The sequence below is a fragment of the Stenotrophomonas maltophilia genome, from assembly GCF_006970445.1.
Lineage (GTDB): Bacteria > Pseudomonadota > Gammaproteobacteria > Xanthomonadales > Xanthomonadaceae > Stenotrophomonas > Stenotrophomonas maltophilia_AU.
Map to the genome: position 1 here is coordinate 4,370,534 of NZ_CP033877.1, position 16,839 is coordinate 4,387,372.

Sequence of the window (16,839 nt, forward strand, 5' to 3'; positions counted from 1 at the left end):
TCAGGGGTCGGATCCCTTTCGCAGAAAGGGATCCGACCCCAAGGGCGCCGACCAAGGTCGGCATCTACCAGAGCAAGCCCGTTCAGCGCGGTACGCAGTCTTCGCCGACCAGCGCGTGATGCACGCCGATGCCGGCGCGCACGCCCTCGGCGGTGGCCAGGGTGATGTTGCCGACCGTCGTCGCATCGCCTGCCGCATACACGTTCGGCACCGAGGTCTGCTTCATCGCGTCGACCTCGATCAGCACGCCCAACGGGCTCTCGGCCAGCGCGCAGCCCAGCTGCTGCACCAGCGGCGTGGCCATCGCCTGGGTGGCCGGCACGAACAGCGCACGCTGGGCGATACGGCGGCCATCGGCCAGCTCCACTTCCAGCCAGGTCGGCTGGTCACCCTGCACGCCCAACACCGGCGAGGTCTCGATCTGCACGCCGCGCTGCTGCATGGCCGCCCGTTCCTCATCGGTGATGTCCAGTCCCATGCTGAAGAACGTGACATTGCCCCAGTCGGCGAACAGCGGCGCCTTGCTGGCGGACATCGGATGGCCGCCGAGCAGGCCGATTGCACCGCCACCCACTTCGTAACCGTGGCAGTAAGGGCAGTGCAGCACGGTGCTGCCCCAGCGCTCGGCCAGCCCGGGCAGCTCCGGCAGCTGGTCGGCGATACCACTGGCCAGCAGCAGCTTGCGCGCGGCCAGCACCTGCCCATCGGCGGTACGCACTTCCACGCCCTCTGCGCTGGCGGTGGCCTGCACCGCCTCGGCCTGCACCCAGCGCACGCTGGGGTAATCCAGCAATTGCTGGCGCGCGGTCTTCAGCAGCTCGGCCCCGCTGATGCCATCCAGCCCCAGCACGCCGTGCGAATGGCTGGCAAAACGGTTGCGCGGCGAACCGGCGTCGATGACGGTAACCGGGCGGCGGGCACGGGCCAGGATCAGGCCCGCGGCAATGCCGGCATAGCTGCCGCCGACGATGAGCACATCAGGATTCATGGTGACCTTCCAGGGAACGGTGATGGGCGAGATGGCGGGCGAAGTCGGCGCCGAGCTGGTCCAGCGTGGTCGCCTGCAGCCGCGCTTCGAGCAGGCGCTGCGCCTCGCGTGCACCCTCGAGCAGGGCGCTGTTGACCAGCTGCTGGATCGGACAGCCGCCGCCGGAATCGCGGGCGCCGACGTGCACCAGCGGTGGTTCGCCGACGGCCAGATAGATGTCATGCAGGGTGATCGTTGCGGCATCGCGGGCCAGCTGGCTGCCCCCGCCATGACCGCGGGTGCTGCGCACCAGGCCGGCCTTGTGCAGCTGCGCCAGCAGGCGGCGGATTACCACCGGATGGGTGGGCAGGCACGATGCCAGCTGCTCGGAGGTGCGCGGGGCGGCCTGGCCGACCAGGTGCGCCATCACATGCAGGGCGTCGGAAAGCGGGTTCGCGGATTTCATGTAACAACAATAGTTACATTTAAATCCCCTGTCGAGGGTCCGCATTCGTTCCATCTGGACACATTTGTCCTATGAAATTATTTCTTCACATCACTAAACGAAACGCGAATGTGATGCGTGTCGCACTTCAGCGCGTGCGTAGCGGGTCGATACCGCAGTGCCCCTTCCCGAGAGTTCTTTCCCATGAATGCGTCTGTCCGTGCTCCGCGCCTGCAGTCCAAGCTGCTCGGCGCGGTTTCTGTTGGTCTGGCCGTGGTCCTGCTGTGCGCTCTGGCGGGCCTGGCCTCCGCCTGGTTGAAGTTGTCCACCGAGGTTCCGCCCGAGGTCGCGCACAGCCGCGATGCGGAACGCCTGCAGCGTGAGTTCCGCGGCCAGGTGCAGGAATGGAAGAACGTGCTGCTGCGCGGCCACGACGATGCGCTGCGCCAGCGCCACCTGGAGGCCTTCGACAGCGAAGGCCGCCTGGTCGAGCAGCTGGCCATGGGCCTGGTGAGCAGCCCGGATGCGCGCACCCGTGAACTGGCGCAGGCGTTCATCTACCTGCACGCGCAGCTGCAGCAGGACTACCACGCGGCGCTGCAGGCGTTTGCCGGGGCCGGTTACGATCCCGCCGCCGGCGACGATCTGGTACGCGGCAAGGATCGCCCGGTGGCGACGGCACTGGATGCCCTGAGCACGCACGCCACGCAGGTGGCTGAAGCGGCGGTGGCAGCGCGTTCGCAGCAGGCACGCCAGACCCTGCTGCTGTGCGCGGTACTGACCGTACTGGCCGCCGTGCTGCTGCTGATCGGCCTGGCCTGGTGGCTGCGGCGTGCAGTGGTGCAGCCGGTACTGGCGGTCGAAGCCGCCGCACGCGCGGTGGCCGCTGGCGACCTGCAGCACGTGGTGCAGGTGCGCAGCCGCGACGAGATCGGTCGCCTCGCGCAGGCCATGCAGGCGGTGCAATCCACCCTGCGCGGCGTGCTGGATGCGCAGACCGCGATGGCACAGGCGCACGAGGCCGGCAGCATCAGTCACCGCATGGACGCCGCTGCCTTCCCCGGCGCGTTCGGCACCATGGTGGGCGACTGCAACACGCTGGTCGATGCGCACATCCAGGTGAAGATGCGCGCGATCTCGATCATGGGCCGCTATGCGGTCGGCGACCTCAGCCAGGACATGGAGCGCCTGCCCGGCGAGAAGGCGGTGATCACCGAAGCGCTGGACGCGGTCAAGCACAACCTCGGTGCGATCAACGGCGAAATCCGCCGCCTGGCCGAAGCGGCGGCCGCCGGTGACTTCAGCCAGCGCGGCGACAGTGCGCGCTTCGAGCATGATTTCCGCGCGATGGTCGAGGGCCTGAACCGCCTGATGCAGACCACCGAGCTGAACCTGGCCGAGGTCTCCAGCATGCTGCGCGCCATCGCCGATGGCCGTCTCGGCGCGCGCATGCACGGTGATTTCCAGGGTGTGTTCGCGCGTATCGCCGGCGATGCCAATACCACCGCCGCGCAGCTGGCGACCATCGTCACCGACATCAAGCACGCCTCCGGCAGCATCCACACCGCCGCCGCGGAGATCGCCGCCGGCAACAATGATCTGTCACGCCGTACCGAGCAACAGGCCGCCAACCTGGAAGAGACGGCGGCATCGATGGAGGAACTGACCTCCACCGTGCGCCAGAACGCCGAACATGCACGCCAGGCCAACCAGCTGGCGATCGGCGCCCATACGGTCGCCTCCCACGGCGGCAGCGTGGTCGGCCAGGTGGTGGCAACGATGGGCGCGATCGAGACCTCGTCGCGGCAGATCGCCGACATCATCAGCGTGATCGATGGCATCGCCTTCCAGACCAACATCCTGGCCCTGAACGCGGCAGTGGAAGCTGCGCGCGCCGGTGAGCAGGGCCGCGGCTTCGCGGTGGTCGCCAGTGAAGTGCGCACCCTGGCGCAGCGTTCGGCGGCGGCGGCAAAGGAGATCAAGACGCTGATCGAAGCCTCGGTGGAGCAGGTCGGCCATGGCGCGCAGCGCGTACGCGAGGCGGGCGACACCATGGCCGAGATCGTCGCATCGGTGCAGCGCGTGACCGACATCATGGCCGAGATCTCCGCTGCCTCGCAGGAGCAGAGCGCGGGCATCGAACAGGTCAGCCAGACCGTGATCCAGATGGACGGCACCACCCAGCAGAACGCCGCGTTGGTGGAGGAAGCCAGCGCTGCCGCGCGCAGCCTGGAACAGCAGGCAAACCGATTGATCGATGCGGTGGACGTGTTCGACCTTTCGAGCACGGCGGCGGCGAAAGGCGGGTTGGCACGCGCGGCCTGATGGATCCGGTTGCCGGCCAGCGGCCGGCACTACCGTAAAACGCGTACAGGGGTAGTGCCGGCCGCTGGCCGGCAGCGTCCAACGCTGCATGGGTTGTGGCGTGAACAGTGCGGACCAACGGTCCGCACCCACCGGGGCCTGCAACGGCCTCGCGGTAGTACACGGTGGTGCAATGCACCGTTGCCGGCATGCACGCGGTCACTGGCCTACCCTTTGCCGGATATTCCCGCCTCCCTCCCCCTCTGCTGGAGCCCCCCATGACTGTCCCCGCCTTCGGTCTCGGCACCTTCCGCCTGAAAGACCAGACCGTGATCGACTCCGTGCGCAACGCGCTGGAGGTCGGTTACCGCGCCATCGATACCGCACAGATCTACGGCAACGAAGCCGAAGTCGGCCAGGCCATCGCCGATTCCGGCGTGCCGCGCGATGAGATCTACCTGACCACCAAGGTCTGGATCACCGAGTTCAAGCGCGATGCGCTGCTCGCCAGCCTGCGCACCAGCCTGGAAAAGCTCCGCACTGACCAGGTGGATCTGGCGCTGATCCACTGGCCGTCGCCGAACGACAAGGTCGACGTGCCGATGGAGGAGTACTTGACCGCACTGGCCGAGGCCAAGGCACAGGGCCTGACCCGCGAGATCGGCATCTCGAACTTCACCATCGCGCAGACCCGCAAGGCGATCGGCATCCTCGGTGCCGACGCCATCGCCACCAACCAGATCGAGATCCACCCGTACCTGCAGAACCGCCTGCTGGTGAAGTTCCTGCAGGACAACGGCATCCATATCACCGCCTACATGAGCCTGGCCTATGGCGAAGTGATCAAGGACCCGGTGATCCAGGCCATTGCCGGCCGGCACCAGGCCACCCCGGCGCAGATCGCACTGGCGTGGGCGTTGCAGCAGGGCTTCTCGGTGATCCCGTCGTCGACCAAGCGCGGGAACCTGTCGGCCAACCTGGAAGCGGCAGCGATCCGCCTGACCGATGAAGACATGGCACAGATTGCCCGGCTCGATCGCGGCCATCGCCTGGCGAATCCGGAAGGGATTGCCCCGGCCTGGGATTGATTGCAACGACGGCGTGCAACTGCTCTGGTAGACGCCGACCTTGGTCGGCGCAGACGTCTGATCGATCGATGAAACACCGTGCCGACCAAGGTCGGCACCTACCAACGTCAGGGCTACCTCCCGCCCTGCAGCAGCCACCCACGCATCGCCGCACTGACCTCGTCCGGCTTCTCCATCGGCGCCAGGTGCCCACAGTCGGGCACCACCACCAGCTGCGAGTGCGGCACCATCGCGTGCATTTCCTCGCTCACCGCCAGCGGCGTGATGCGATCGTTCGCGCCGCACACGATCAGCAGCGGATCGCGGTAGCCAGCCAGCACGTCATGGCCATCGCGGCGCTCCAGTGCGCTCTGGCGCAGGAAGACATCCGCGCCCAGGCGGGCGGTCATGTCACGCACGCGTTGCACCAGCACATAGTCATCCAGCCGCGAAGCATCGATGTAGCTGCGCATCAGCACGTCACCGAAGCCGTGGAATTTTCCCGGCAGGCGCACGCTGGCACGTTGGCTGCGGCGCTGGTCGGCCCGCTCGGGTGAGTCGGCGTGGATCGAGGTGTCGATCAGCGCCAACTGCAACACCCGTTCCGGCGCGATGCGCAGGATCTGCTGGGCCACGAAGCCACCCAGCGAGAACCCGGCCAGCGCAACGCGCTCCGGTGCCTGCGCCAGCACGTCCTCGGCCACCGCCTGCAGGGTCTCGCCTCGGGTCTGGTCGCCCACGGTGCAGTCGGCGATATCGGCCAGGTCGGCCAGCTGCGCGCGCCACAGCTCGGCATCGTTGAGCAGGCCGGGCAGCAGCAACAGGGGGATACGGTCGGTCATGGGGGTATTGTCGCGCCAGCGCGGTGACGGAACCATGCCGCAACGGGCGATTGCGTTGTAGAGTCGCGCAAGCTCGACCCTACGATACGGACGCGACCATGGCAGACCCCTACAACAGCGGCACCCCTTCCCCGCCCGCACTGCGCTTCGACGATTCACTGGTCACCACGGCCTTCGAGCTGCCCGGGCACCGTGTGGTGCGCAACCTCGGTGTGGTGCGCGGCATCACCGTGCGCTCGCGCTCAATCGTCGGCAACTTCCTGGGCGGCATCCAGACGATCTTCGGTGGCAACATCACCATCTACACCGAACTGTGCGAACAGGCTCGCGAGGAAACCTACCGCGACATGGTCAAGCATGCGCGGCAGCTGGGCGCCAACGCGATCATCGGCATGCGCTACGACGCCACCGATGTGATGACCGGACTGACCGAAGTGCTGTGCTATGGCACGGCGGTGGTGGTGGAACCGTTGCGGTGACGCTGTAGGGCCGAGCGAGGGCTCGGCTCTACAATGGGGTTTCAGGCACCTCGACCTGCTGCACCGGCAGGGTCACCATCATCACCGTCGGGTCGTCCGGGTCCAGCCGGGTCTTGAAGCCCAGGCTCTGGCACATCGCCAGCATGGTGCTGTTCTCGCGCAGCACCTGGCCTTCGACCACGTCCAGGCCCAGCCACTTGGCGTACTCGATCATGATCGCCATCAGTCGCCAGCCGATGCCGTGGCCCTTCAGGTCCGAGCGGATCAGGATGCCGTACTCGCCACGGTGGTAATCCGCGTCGGCGTGCAGGCGCACCGCACCCAGCATCTCGCCACTGCGCGGTTCGATCGCCACCAGCGCGATCGAGCGTGCGTAGTCGAGCTGGGTCAGGCGGGCGATGAACTCGTGGCTGAAGTGCTTCACCGACTGGAAGAAGCGCAGGCGCAGGTCCTCGTCGCTGACACGAGCGAAGAACGCGCGGAACAGTGCGTCGTCCTCCGGCCGCACCGGGCGCACGAAGGCGCGGCCGCCATCGGACAGTTCGATGGTGCGCTCCCACTCCTTCGGGTATGGGAACACCGAGAAGCGTGGATGGCCACGGCCCTTGTGCAGGATGCGCGACGGCGCCACCGCCACGCGCGCGTCGAGGGCGAGGATGCCCTTGCCGTCGACCAGCAGCGGATTGATGTCCAGCGTGCGCACTTCGGGAATGTCGGCGGCCAGCTGTGCCAGCTTGACCAGCGCCAGCGCCAGTGCGCGCTCGTCGGCGGCGGGCACATCGCCGTAGGCCTTGAGGATGCGCGAGGCACGGGTCTGGCCGATCAACTCATGGGCCAGGCGCAGGTCCAGCGGTGGCAGCGCCAGCGCCTTGTCGTTGATCACTTCGACCGCGGTACCGCCACGACCGACCACGATCACCGGGCCGAACGTTGCGTCATCGGCAATGCCGACGATCAGCTCACGCGCCTTCGGACGCACGATGGTCGGCTGCACCAGCAGGCCGTCGATGCGCGCATCCGGCCGCAGCTGGCGCGCACGCGACAGGATCGCGTTGGCCGCGCTCTGCACCGCCGGCAGCGTGGACAGGTTGAGGCGCACACCATCCACTTCCGACTTGTGCGGAATATCCGGCGAGAGAATCTTCAGCGCGACCGTGGCACCGCGCTCCAGCAGCGGTTGCGCCAGGTCCATCGCCTCGTGCGCATCGCGTGCATGCATCACCGGCGCGGACGGAATGCCGTAGGCCTTGAGCAGCTCATGCGTAGCCAGCGGGTCCAGCCATTGCTGGCCATTGGCCAGCGCAGCATCGACCAGTGCACGCGCGGCTGCCGCATCGACATTGAAGTCCTGCGGCAGGCTGGGTGGCGTTTCCATCAAGGCGTTCTGCGCTTCGCGGTAACGCACCAGATGCTGGAAGCCACGTACTGCCTCCGCCTCGGTCGGATAGGTCGGCACCCGCGCCGCGTTGAGCGTGGCAGTGGCCTGGTCATCGTTGCCCAGCCACACTGCGAACACCGGCTTGTCGCGGTGGTGGCGCGGGCGCAGGCCGAGCGTGCGGGTGAGTGCCTGCGCAGCGTCTGCGGAGGAGGTGAATGCGGTGGGTACGTTGACCACCATCACCGCGTCATTCTCGTTGTCGGCCAGCAGCGCTTCGATGGCCGCGGCATAGCGGTCACCATCGGCGTCGACCACGATGTCCACCGGATTGCTGCGCGACCAGCCCTGCGGCAGTACGGCGTCGAGTTTCTCGACCGTGCTGTCGGACAGGTTGGCCAGCGTGCCACGCAATGCGACCAACTGATCCACGGCGAGACGGCCAACACCACCGCCATTGCTGAGGATGGCCAGGCGGCGACCGGGGAAGGTCCCCAACCGGCCCAGCGATTCGGCAGCAGTGAACAGTTCGTCCAGCGCGCTGACACGCAGCAGGCCGGCACGGTTGAACGCTGCACCGTACACATCATCGGCGCGGGCCAGGGCCTGCACATGGGTATCGCGGCTACCTGGCTGCACGCGCTCGGCGCGGCCGGACTTCACCACCACCACCGGCTTGGCGCGGGCGGCGGCACGCGCGGCCGACATGAATTTGCGCGCGTCCTTGATCTGCTCGACATAGAGCAGGATGGCGCGGGTGCGGTAGTCGGTGGCGAAGTAATCGAGCAGATCGCCAAAGTCGACGTCCATCGTGTCGCCCAGCGAGACCACGGCGGAGAACCCGACCGAGCGCGCCACGCCCCACTCCACCAGCGCGGCGGCAATGGCGGAGGATTCGGAGATCAGGGCGAGGTCGCCTGCCTGCGGGAAATGTGCGGCGATACTGGCATTGAGTCGCGCGTGCGGCGCGATGACGCCCAGGCAATGCGGCCCGAGGATGCGCAGGCCATGCTTGCGCGCCACCGCCTCCACCTGTGCGGACAACGAACCCGGGCCTTCGCCCAGGTGCGCGGTGAGGATGATCGCCGCCTGCACGCCACGTTCGGCAGCAGTGCGTACCACCTGCGGCACGATCGCCGCGGGCGCGGTGATCACCACCAGGTCGGGCACCCAGTCCAGGTCCTTCAGCCGCTTGATCGTGCGGATGCCATCGATCTCGGCATGCCGCGGGTTGATCCACGCCACCTTGCCGGGGAAGCCGGTGCCGCGCAGATTGCGCATCACCGCACGGCCGGCCGAACGCTCGCGCGGGCTGCCGCCGATCACCGCGACCGACTGCGGGCGGAACACGGACTGCAGGTGGTAGGTACTCATGCGCCTACGGTACCCAAAAAAGGGGACGGAGGGGATTAAGTCGTTAGTGCCACAAACGACTTAATCCCCTCCGTCCCCTTTTTTTGTTACAGCAGCGTGCCGTGCAGGATCATCGCGGCGATGCTGAAATAGATCACCAGGCCGGTCACATCCACCAAAGTGGCCACGAACGGGGCCGAGGCGCTGGCCGGGTCGAAGCCGAACCGCTTCAGGATGAACGGCAGCATCGAGCCGGACAGCGAACCGAAGGTGACGATGCCGACCAGCGCGGCACCGATGGTGATCGCCAGCAGGATCCAGTGCTCGCCGTAGTCGTGCAGGCCGCCCAGCTGCCAGATCACGATGCGCACGATGGCCAGGCAGCCAAGGATGGCGCCCAGCACCATGCCGGTCGGGATCTCGCGCAGGGCCACTTTCCACCAGTCGCGCAGGCGCAGTTCGCGCAGCGCCAAGCTGCGGATCAGCAGCGAGGTGGCCTGCGAACCGGAATTGCCGCCCGAACTCATGATCAGTGGGATGAACAGGGTCAGCACCACTGCGCGTGCCAGTTCGTCCTCGTAGTGCTGCATCGCGCTGGCGGTCAGCATCTCACCCAGGAACAGCACGCTCAGCCAACCGGCGCGCTTGCGCAGCATCTCGAGGAAGCCGATCTGCATGTACGGCTTGTCCAGCGCTTCCATGCCGCCGAACTTGTGCGCGTCCTCGGTGGACTCCTCGATCAGCGCATCGAGCACGTCGTCCACGGTGACGATGCCCAGCATCTGCTGCTGCGCGTCGACCACTGGAATCGCCAGCAGGTCGTGGCGGCGGATCAGCCGCGCCACCTCTTCCTGGTCCATCAGCGCGTCCACTGTCACCGGCGGATTGACCTGGGCCACGTCCAGGATTGACTCCTCGGGCAGGCCAGTGATCAACCGGCGCATGGTCACCACCTGCTGCAGCTGCTGACTGGCGGGGTCCAGCACGTAGATCGCGTACACCGTCTCGCGGGTGCGCTCGACCTGGCGGATGTGCTGCAGGGTCTGCGCCACGGTCCAGCTGGCAGGCACGCCCACGTACTCGGTGGTCATCAGCGCGCCGGCGGTGTTGGGCGGGTAGCTGAGCAGCTTCTGGATGGCCTGGCGGGCGTCGGTGCCCAGCAGCGGGATCAGCCGCGCGCGCTCGTCCTCGTCCAGCTCGTGGACGATGTCGGTGGCGCGGTCGTCGGCCATCAGCCCAAGCAGGGCGGCGGCGCGGGCCGGCGGCAGCACGGCCACCAGCTCGCCGCTGCGCTGCAGTTCGGGCGCTTCGAGCATCTTCACCGCACGCGGCAACGGCAGCGCGGCCAGCGTTTCGGCGGCGCGGGTCAGTTCCAGCGTGTTGAGGAATTCCACCGCGTCGGCGGTGTTGTAGTTCGCCAGCGGCGCGGCCAGTGCGGCGGCATCGGCCACCGGGCGCAGCAATTGCTTCTGGTTCATCGGTTTTGCCTTGTGGGGGTGCGACCTCGCGCAACGCCAACGCAGGCAAACCGTCCCGATGTCAGGCGGCGGCCATCGCTGGCGTCGAACGAGGTCGACTTCTACTGTCGCTGGACATGGGTTGGGGACTCCGGGATGCGTGTGCCGGCGGACGCGCCGCCAGCGGCGGGCAGTCTGGACCCGTGGGCCATGCAGGTCAACCCGGCAGCCCGGCGGCGGGCAGCGGCGCGGCCGGATGTTCTCGTGCGTACACAGGCCGGCGCGCATAATGGTGCGGTGGCGCTCGCCACGCTTTCCCCCACCCGAACGGACGCACTGCGGGCTTCCCCGATGACCAGGTATTCCCATGCATAGCGGTGGTCTGGAACTGGCCCTGGTGCTGCTGCTGGCGGCGGTCATCGCCGTGCCGGTGTTCAAGAAGTTCGGCTTCGGCGCGGTGCTGGGCTACCTCGCCGCCGGCGTGGTGCTGGGCCCGGACGGGCTGGGCTTCGTGCAGGATGCCGACCGCATCCTTGGCGCCGCCGAGATCGGCGTGGTGATGCTGCTGTTCGTGATCGGCCTGGAGCTGTCGCCGGCACGCCTGAAGGTGATGCGGCGCTCGGTGTTCGGCGCCGGTGCGGCGCAGGTGGCGCTGTCCGGGCTGGTGCTGGGCGGCCTGCTGCTGCTCGATCACTTCCAGTGGAAGAGCGCGCTGGTGGTGGGCGTGGCGCTGGCGCTGTCATCCACCGCGGTGGGCCTGCAGCTGCTGTCCGAGCACAAGGCGATCAACAGCGACCATGGCCGGCTCGGGTTCGCCATCCTGCTGTTCCAGGACCTGATCGCGATCCCGCTGCTGGCGGCCATCCCGCTGCTGGGCGGGGTGAAGAACGAGACCCTGCGCATCGAGGATGCGATGGTGGCACTGGGTGCGCTGGCGGTGGTGATCCTGTGCGGGCGACCGGTGCTGCGCAAGGTGTTCAGCATCATCGCGCGCACCCGCAGCCCGGAAGTGTTCACCGCCACCGCCCTGCTGGTGGTGCTCGGCACTGCCTGGTTCATGCAGGAAGCTGGCCTCAGCCCCAGCCTGGGCGCGTTCCTGGCCGGCGTGCTGCTGTCCGATTCGGAGTTCCGGCACGAACTGGAAGCGCAGATCGAGCCGTTCAAGGGCCTGCTGCTGGGGCTGTTCTTCATCGCCGTGGGCATGGGCATCGACTTGGACCGCATTGCCGCCGAGCCGTGGCTGATCGCCGCTGGCGTGGCGATCCTGCTGGTGGTCAAGTTCGGCCTGCTGTACGCAATCGGGCGTATCGCCAAACTCAGTTCGCGGCAGTCACTGCTGCTGGGCAGCGTGCTGTGGCTGGGCGGCGAGTTCGCCTTCGTGGTGTTCAACGAAGCGCAGCGCGCGCACCTGCTGGGCAACGCCAACCACGACCGGCTGGTAGCGATCGTCGGCCTGTCGATGGCGATCACGCCGCTGCTGATGATCGCGCTGCTCAAGCTGCTGGGCCAGGAAAAGGCCACGCCGCGCGCGGCGGCCGAGGCCGACAAGGTGGCGCCGGACAACCGGCCCAAGGTGCTGATCGCCGGCATGGGACGCTTCGGCCAGGTAATTGCACGCCTGCTGACCGCGCAGAAGGTGCCGTTCGTCGCGCTGGAGGCGAACCCGGACACCGTGGCCGACCTGCGCCGCTTCGGCAACCAGCTGTACTACGGCGACCCGACCCGGCCGGAGATGCTGCGCGCTGCGGGCGGCGAACACATCGATGTGTTCGTGATCACCGTGGACGACCCGGAGACCAACCTGCGCGCGGTACGCATGGTGCGCCGGCTGTACCCGGACGCGAAGGTGCTGGCGCGTGCACGCAACCGCCAGCATGCATGGCGCCTGATGGACATGTCGGCCGAGCCGTTCCGCGAGGTGTTCGGCACCAGCCTGGAGATGAGCGGCCGCGTGCTGACCGCGCTGGGCGTGGCACCGGACGTGGCCGAGCGCCATGTGCAACGCTTCCGCGAACACGACGAACAGCTGCTGCGCGACCAGTACCTGGTGTACGACGATGAAGCGGCGGTGATCCAGACCTCGCGCGATGCACGCAACGACCTGATGCACCTGTTCGAGGCCGACGCGGAAAGCGACGGCGACAAGGAGCGCTGACGCCGCCCGGTCGATGGCGGACCCGGTAGCGCCGGCCGCTGGCCGGTAATCCCGGGATTCAGGAGGCTTCATGAGGTTGCCGGCCGGCGGCCGGCACTACCCACTACGGATTTCGGCAGTAGATCCACGCCATGCGTGGATGGCGCGATCCCGGGGTCAGAGCACTTTCCGTGGGAAAGGGATCCGACCCCGGCGCTCAGCCGTTGTCGCGCAGGAACCGCGCCATCGACGAAACGCCCGGCACGCGCGGTTCGAACTCGCCGGCCACGTCGATGAAGCCGCGCATCACCGCGATCTCGCGCGGGCTGCGGTTGAGGCTGTCGCGCACTTCCGGATCGGCACCGGCACGCAGCAGGCGCTGCACCAGCAACGGCAGGCCATGCAGCGCGGCCAGGTGCAGCGGCCCGAAGCCGCGCGGATCACGCACGTCCAGGCTGACGTCTTCATCCAGCAGGCGCTCCACCGCCGCCATCACCACCTGCTCGTCGCAGGCGGTACCCGGCTCGGCGCGCGCACCCAGCAACAGCAGCAGCGGCGTGACCGAACCGGCGGCGGCCTGGTCCGGTTCGGCACCGGCCAGCAGCAGGGTGTCGAGCAGGGCCAGCAGGCGCGAACGGTCGCGAGCGCTGAAGCCGTACAGCGCGGCACAGTGCAGCGGACCCAGCTGCTGCGCGTCACCGGCATGCACGTCGGCACCCGCAGTGAGCAGGCGCGCGACGATGTCCGGCAGGCCCAGCGCCGAGGCCAGCATCAGCACGGTCACCCCACCCGGCAGGCGGTGCTCCAGCTTGGCGCCGGCATCGAGCAGGGCCGAAACGATGTCCACCTGGCGCATGCTGACCGCCGCCGACAGCGGCGTCGCACCGCTTGCAGCGGCGTGCTGCGGATCCGCACCGCGCGCCAGCAGCAGGTCGGTCACGGCCAGGTGGCCACCACCGGCCGCACGCAGCAGCGCGGTGCAGCCCTGTGCATCGACCGCGTCGACGGCAAATCCCAGATCGATCAGGCGGCGCACGGCGTCCACATCACCCGCCATCGCGGCAGCCGGCAGATCGGCCTCACGCAGGGTACGGCGCGGCAACGGCCACACCCGCCAGTCCAGCCAGTCGGCCAGATCGCGGCGACCGATCGACAGCGCCACGCCCAGCGGCGTCTGGCCGTCGGCGGCACGTGCTTCCGGCGAGGCACCGTGCTGCACCAGCAGCTTCAGCGCGCCTTCGCGGGCCAGTGCGGTGGCCAGGTGCAGTGCGGTCATGCCATGGCTGTCGCGCGCTTCGCGATCGACGCCAGCCTTGAGCAAAGCCTGCTGCAGGCGCAGCCAGCCCAGGCGCACCGCCAGTGACAACGGCGGGTCACCCGCCGGGGAGGCAGCGAACGGATCGGCGCCACGTTCCAGCAGTTCCAGTGCCAGCTGTTCCAGGCCGCGGGCGGCCTGGTCGTGCTGTGCGCAGGCTGCCAGGAAGCGCGCCAGGCCACCCCGGCCAGCCGGCGACAGGCCACGCTGCAGCATCACCTGCAACGCAGGCACCGCGTCGATGCCACGCGACAGCAGCGCGAACATCGGGGTGTCGGCGCAGGCATCGCGCACGTAGGGATCGGCGCCGTGGACCAGCAGCCAATCGACCGCGCGCGGCTCCAGCGCCAGTTCCGGATCGAGCAGCAGGCCGCCCAGTTCTTCCGGCTGGCACAACCTGGCCAGCGCGGCCATGCCTTCGGTGTTGCCGAAGCCCAGTGCTTCGCGCAGCAGGGTCAGCGGCGGGCGGTCCGGCAGCAGGCCGCTGGCGCTGGCGGCTTCGCCGCGCTCGGCCAGGCCATCGCTGACGGCGGCCGGCAACGGATAGGATGGATCCAGCAGTGCGACGATCGCCCAGCGGCCCGCTTCAGCAGCGTAGTCCACCGCGCGCCGGCCGACCGGATCGGCGGCATCGGCAGCGATGCCCAGCTCGACCAGACGCTTGATCAGCAGCGGCGATACATCCTCGGCCATCGCCGCCAGCTGCACCGCATTGCGGCCATCGCCGTCCACCGCGACCAGGTCCGGCTTGTGCGGCAGCAGGTGCTCGACCACGGCGGCACGGCCGGCACGGGCCGCTTCCAGCCATGGCGTGCGCCCCAGCGCATCGCGCGCTTCCAGATTGGCGCCCGCGCCGAGCAGCACGCCGATGATCTCTACGTGGCCGGCCAGGGCCGCCTCGTGCAACGCACTGCGGCGCTGGCGATCACGCGCGTCGGCCCGTGCCTTGTGCTTGAGCAGCAGCTGCACGCCGGCCGGATCGTCGTCCTCGGTGGCGGCGGCGGCCAGCAGCACCGGGGTGCCTTCGGCCGGTTCGCTGCGTGCACCGCGTTCGAGCAGGAAGCGCGCCAGGCGCCAGTTGCCGACCTGGCAGGCCACCGCCAGCGGCGACCAGCCATCGCGGTTCAGCGCATCGACTTCGGCAGCGGCATCGCGCAGCAGCGCGGCCACGCCCGGGTCGGAACTGCGTGCGGCATGGTGCAGCGGGGTGTTGCCATCACTGTCGGTGGCGCGCGAATCGGCGCCGTTGGCGAGCAGGGTCATCACCGCTTCGGGGCGGCCATGCCAGCTGTCGCGGGTCGCGGCCAGCAGAGGGGTCATGCCCCGGTGCGGCGCATTCACATCGACGCCGCGGGCAATCAGTTCGCGCAGCAGGCGCAGGTCCGGCAGCACCGCGGCCAGCACCGCCAGGCTGCGTTGGTCACGCCAGTTCGGGTCCGGCAGCGCATACGGATCGGCACCGGCCTGCAGCAGCTGCAGGCCCCGGTCGATGCGGCCCTGGCGGGCGGCTTCATACAGCGCCGGTGTCAGTTCCTGCGGCGCCATGGCCTCCAGCGGCACGGTTTCAGCCGCCGCCGGGAACATCGGTTCGTGTTCACCGCTGGACGCTGCCAACGGGCTGGACCGCAACGACACCAGCGGCGCGGGCGCGACCCGCTGCAGCAGCAGGTGCAGCAGCGGCGACAGCAGCACGACCGCCAGCGCGGCCGGCCAACGTGCACTTTCCGGCAACAGGCCGGGCCAGGCCGGCAGCACCACCAACGCGGACAGCGCGATCACCAGCGCAGCCACGCCGAGGCCACGCCAGGCGGTCAGGTCGCGCCCGGCCAGGGCCTGCCAGTGCTGGGCCAGGCTGCCATCAAGGCGTTCGACATCGTTCCACAACGGCCAGGTGCGCCAGGCCGCCAACAGGCCGGCACTGACCAGAACACTCAGGCCAAGCACCGCCGCCAGGCTGCCGCTGTCACGCAGCGCCGCGAGCGGCCAGGCCAGCAGCAGCGCCAGCAACAGCGGCGCGGCCGCCCACAATGCCAGCAGCGCCGGCAGGTCCTGGCGTGCGACCACCTTCAGCGGCAGCAGCGCGCGGCTGCGGCGCCACCACGATATCGCCAGCGCGAACGCTGGCTGTGCCAGCGCGGCAAGGATCGCACCCGGGATCCCGCCCACGGCGGCGCCCAGCGCCAGCACGGCACCCACGGCGAAGGCGATCGACAGGGCGCGCGGTCGGGAGGTGTCAGTCATAGTGTCGCGGCATCAGGCTGGCCACCGACGGCGGCACCTGCAGGTAGAACCCGCGTTCGCTCATTTCGCTGCGGACCTTTTCGGGATCGGCCTGGGCCAGGCGGCGCTGGGCATCCAGGGCAACCTCCAGGACGAAGGCAAGCGTACCCAGCGAGGTGAGCAGCGGCGCAGGCAGCGCGCTGAAATCATCGCGTCGGGGAACGTAGACGTAGGTGTCCGGCTTGAGTTGGCTTTTATAGACGTAGGCGTGCATGTCCGCGGGACGATAACCCGGGAAGAGCCATGATTGTGTCGGAAAGCCGACACCGGGGAAAGCCGTCAGCCGACGATGGCGGCGCGATCGGCGGCGTTTCCCCTGCGGGGTTCAGCAATGTGGCGGCGACGTTCAGCCAACGCCGCCGCCACACGGGCGCTTACTTGACCTTGGCGTAGGTGCCCTTCAGCGCGACACCGGCGAGGATGGTGCCGGCGTAGCACTCGTAATTGGTGCTGCTCTTGAACTCGTTCTTCTTGTAGTAGCTGACGATGTCGACCACGGCGTTGGCGCCGCGCGACTTGGCGCCGTCCTGCAGCGCGCGCAGCGCCGACAGCGCGACCCAGCGGCAGGCCTCGGCATCGCTCTTGTTGGCAGCGTTGGTCTTCTTGTTGGTCACGTCTTCGCCCAGGCGCTGCTGCACGCTGACCGGCTGGCCGGCCAGGTAGAAGCGCACGCTGCCGTCGATGCCGGCATCGCGGGCGGCCTGCGAGTTGACCAGCTCCTGCAGCGGCTGCTCGACGCGGGTATCACGGGCGGAAGCGGTGGAAGTCAGGGCCAGCAGCGCGGTAGCCGTGGCGATCATGAGAGTGCGGCGCATCGAAAC

Annotated in this window: 12 protein-coding genes; 4 read left to right on the top strand and 8 right to left on the bottom strand. The window is 68.6% G+C overall.

Features of this window, described 5'->3' with window-relative positions; genetic code table 11:
• Nucleotides 1–82: 82 nt before the first annotated feature.
• Both EGM71_RS20045 and EGM71_RS20050 read right to left on the bottom strand, forming a co-directional pair.
• Entirely contained in the window at nt 83–988 is a 906-nt protein-coding gene (locus EGM71_RS20045) for an NAD(P)/FAD-dependent oxidoreductase (protein WP_188486682.1), read from the bottom strand.
• A complete protein-coding gene (locus EGM71_RS20050) occupies nt 978–1,433 on the bottom strand; it encodes an Rrf2 family transcriptional regulator (protein WP_188486684.1) in 456 nt (151 codons plus the stop codon). Before EGM71_RS20050 ends, EGM71_RS20045 begins: the two co-directional genes overlap by 11 nt.
• Nucleotides 1,434–1,616: 183 nt before the next feature.
• Here EGM71_RS20050 and EGM71_RS20055 point away from each other — a divergent pair, with 183 nt between their 5' ends.
• Both EGM71_RS20055 and dkgB read left to right on the top strand, forming a co-directional pair.
• Nucleotides 1,617–3,737: a methyl-accepting chemotaxis protein gene (locus tag EGM71_RS20055; protein WP_188486686.1), complete on the top strand. Its 2,121-nt coding sequence runs from the start codon at nt 1,617–1,619 to the stop codon at nt 3,735–3,737.
• Between the two features lie 257 nt (nt 3,738–3,994).
• On the top strand, nt 3,995–4,804 hold the full coding sequence (dkgB, locus tag EGM71_RS20060; protein WP_188486688.1) for a 2,5-didehydrogluconate reductase DkgB: 810 nt from the start codon (nt 3,995–3,997) through the stop codon (nt 4,802–4,804).
• A gap of 113 nt (nt 4,805–4,917) precedes the next feature.
• Here the strand turns inward: dkgB and EGM71_RS20065 are convergent, their stop codons facing one another.
• The gene (locus EGM71_RS20065; protein WP_188486690.1) at nt 4,918–5,625 is read right to left on the bottom strand and encodes an alpha/beta fold hydrolase; all 708 of its coding nucleotides are present in this window, start codon (nt 5,623–5,625) and stop codon (nt 4,918–4,920) included.
• A gap of 98 nt (nt 5,626–5,723) precedes the next feature.
• Here EGM71_RS20065 and EGM71_RS20070 point away from each other — a divergent pair, with 98 nt between their 5' ends.
• On the top strand, nt 5,724–6,104 hold the full coding sequence (locus tag EGM71_RS20070) for a YbjQ family protein (RefSeq protein ID WP_100441868.1): 381 nt from the start codon (nt 5,724–5,726) through the stop codon (nt 6,102–6,104).
• Between the two features lie 28 nt (nt 6,105–6,132).
• On the opposite strand, the gene EGM71_RS20075 is transcribed toward EGM71_RS20070, so the two are convergent.
• Nucleotides 6,133–8,853: a bifunctional acetate--CoA ligase family protein/GNAT family N-acetyltransferase gene (locus EGM71_RS20075; protein WP_188486692.1), complete on the bottom strand. Its 2,721-nt coding sequence runs from the start codon at nt 8,851–8,853 to the stop codon at nt 6,133–6,135.
• 86 nt (nt 8,854–8,939) lie between these two features.
• Nucleotides 8,940–10,310 (bottom strand): magnesium transporter, encoded by a 1,371-nt coding sequence (mgtE, locus tag EGM71_RS20080; protein ID WP_188486694.1) that lies wholly within the window; start codon nt 10,308–10,310, stop codon nt 8,940–8,942.
• Nucleotides 10,311–10,656: 346 nt separating this feature from the next.
• Between mgtE and EGM71_RS20085 the strand changes: the two genes are divergently transcribed.
• Nucleotides 10,657–12,444, top strand: coding sequence for a monovalent cation:proton antiporter-2 (CPA2) family protein (locus EGM71_RS20085; RefSeq protein WP_188486696.1), 1,788 nt, complete (start codon nt 10,657–10,659; stop codon nt 12,442–12,444).
• A 196-nt stretch (nt 12,445–12,640) separates the two neighbouring features.
• On the opposite strand, the gene EGM71_RS20090 is transcribed toward EGM71_RS20085, so the two are convergent.
• The 3 genes from EGM71_RS20090 to EGM71_RS20100 all read right to left on the bottom strand — a co-directional run bounded on the left by EGM71_RS20090 (nt 12,641) and on the right by EGM71_RS20100 (nt 16,833).
• A complete protein-coding gene (locus tag EGM71_RS20090; protein WP_188486698.1) occupies nt 12,641–15,979 on the bottom strand; it encodes an ankyrin repeat domain-containing protein in 3,339 nt (1,112 codons plus the stop codon).
• Nucleotides 15,972–16,232 carry a YcgL domain-containing protein gene (locus tag EGM71_RS20095; RefSeq protein ID WP_014648833.1) on the bottom strand — a complete coding sequence of 87 codons (261 nt, stop codon included), beginning with the start codon at nt 16,230–16,232 and terminating at the stop codon, nt 15,972–15,974. Before EGM71_RS20095 ends, EGM71_RS20090 begins: the two co-directional genes overlap by 8 nt.
• A 160-nt stretch (nt 16,233–16,392) precedes the next feature.
• Nucleotides 16,393–16,833: an excinuclease ATPase subunit gene (locus EGM71_RS20100; RefSeq protein ID WP_100441874.1), complete on the bottom strand. Its 441-nt coding sequence runs from the start codon at nt 16,831–16,833 to the stop codon at nt 16,393–16,395.
• Between the last annotated feature and the right edge of the window lie 6 nt (nt 16,834–16,839).

Coding starts and splice junctions, on each gene's coding strand:
- EGM71_RS20045 (WP_188486682.1), bottom strand. CDS start 988: ATGAATCCTGATGTGCTCATCGTCGGCGGCAGCTATGCCGGCATTGCC.
- EGM71_RS20050 (WP_188486684.1), bottom strand. CDS start 1,433: ATGAAATCCGCGAACCCGCTTTCCGACGCCCTGCATGTGATGGCGCAC.
- EGM71_RS20055 (WP_188486686.1), top strand. CDS start 1,617: ATGAATGCGTCTGTCCGTGCTCCGCGCCTGCAGTCCAAGCTGCTCGGC.
- dkgB (WP_188486688.1), top strand. CDS start 3,995: ATGACTGTCCCCGCCTTCGGTCTCGGCACCTTCCGCCTGAAAGACCAG.
- EGM71_RS20065 (WP_188486690.1), bottom strand. CDS start 5,625: ATGACCGACCGTATCCCCCTGTTGCTGCTGCCCGGCCTGCTCAACGAT.
- EGM71_RS20070 (WP_100441868.1), top strand. CDS start 5,724: ATGGCAGACCCCTACAACAGCGGCACCCCTTCCCCGCCCGCACTGCGC.
- EGM71_RS20075 (WP_188486692.1), bottom strand. CDS start 8,853: ATGAGTACCTACCACCTGCAGTCCGTGTTCCGCCCGCAGTCGGTCGCG.
- mgtE (WP_188486694.1), bottom strand. CDS start 10,310: ATGAACCAGAAGCAATTGCTGCGCCCGGTGGCCGATGCCGCCGCACTG.
- EGM71_RS20085 (WP_188486696.1), top strand. CDS start 10,657: ATGCATAGCGGTGGTCTGGAACTGGCCCTGGTGCTGCTGCTGGCGGCG.
- EGM71_RS20090 (WP_188486698.1), bottom strand. CDS start 15,979: ATGACTGACACCTCCCGACCGCGCGCCCTGTCGATCGCCTTCGCCGTG.
- EGM71_RS20095 (WP_014648833.1), bottom strand. CDS start 16,232: ATGCACGCCTACGTCTATAAAAGCCAACTCAAGCCGGACACCTACGTC.
- EGM71_RS20100 (WP_100441874.1), bottom strand. CDS start 16,833: ATGCGCCGCACTCTCATGATCGCCACGGCTACCGCGCTGCTGGCCCTG.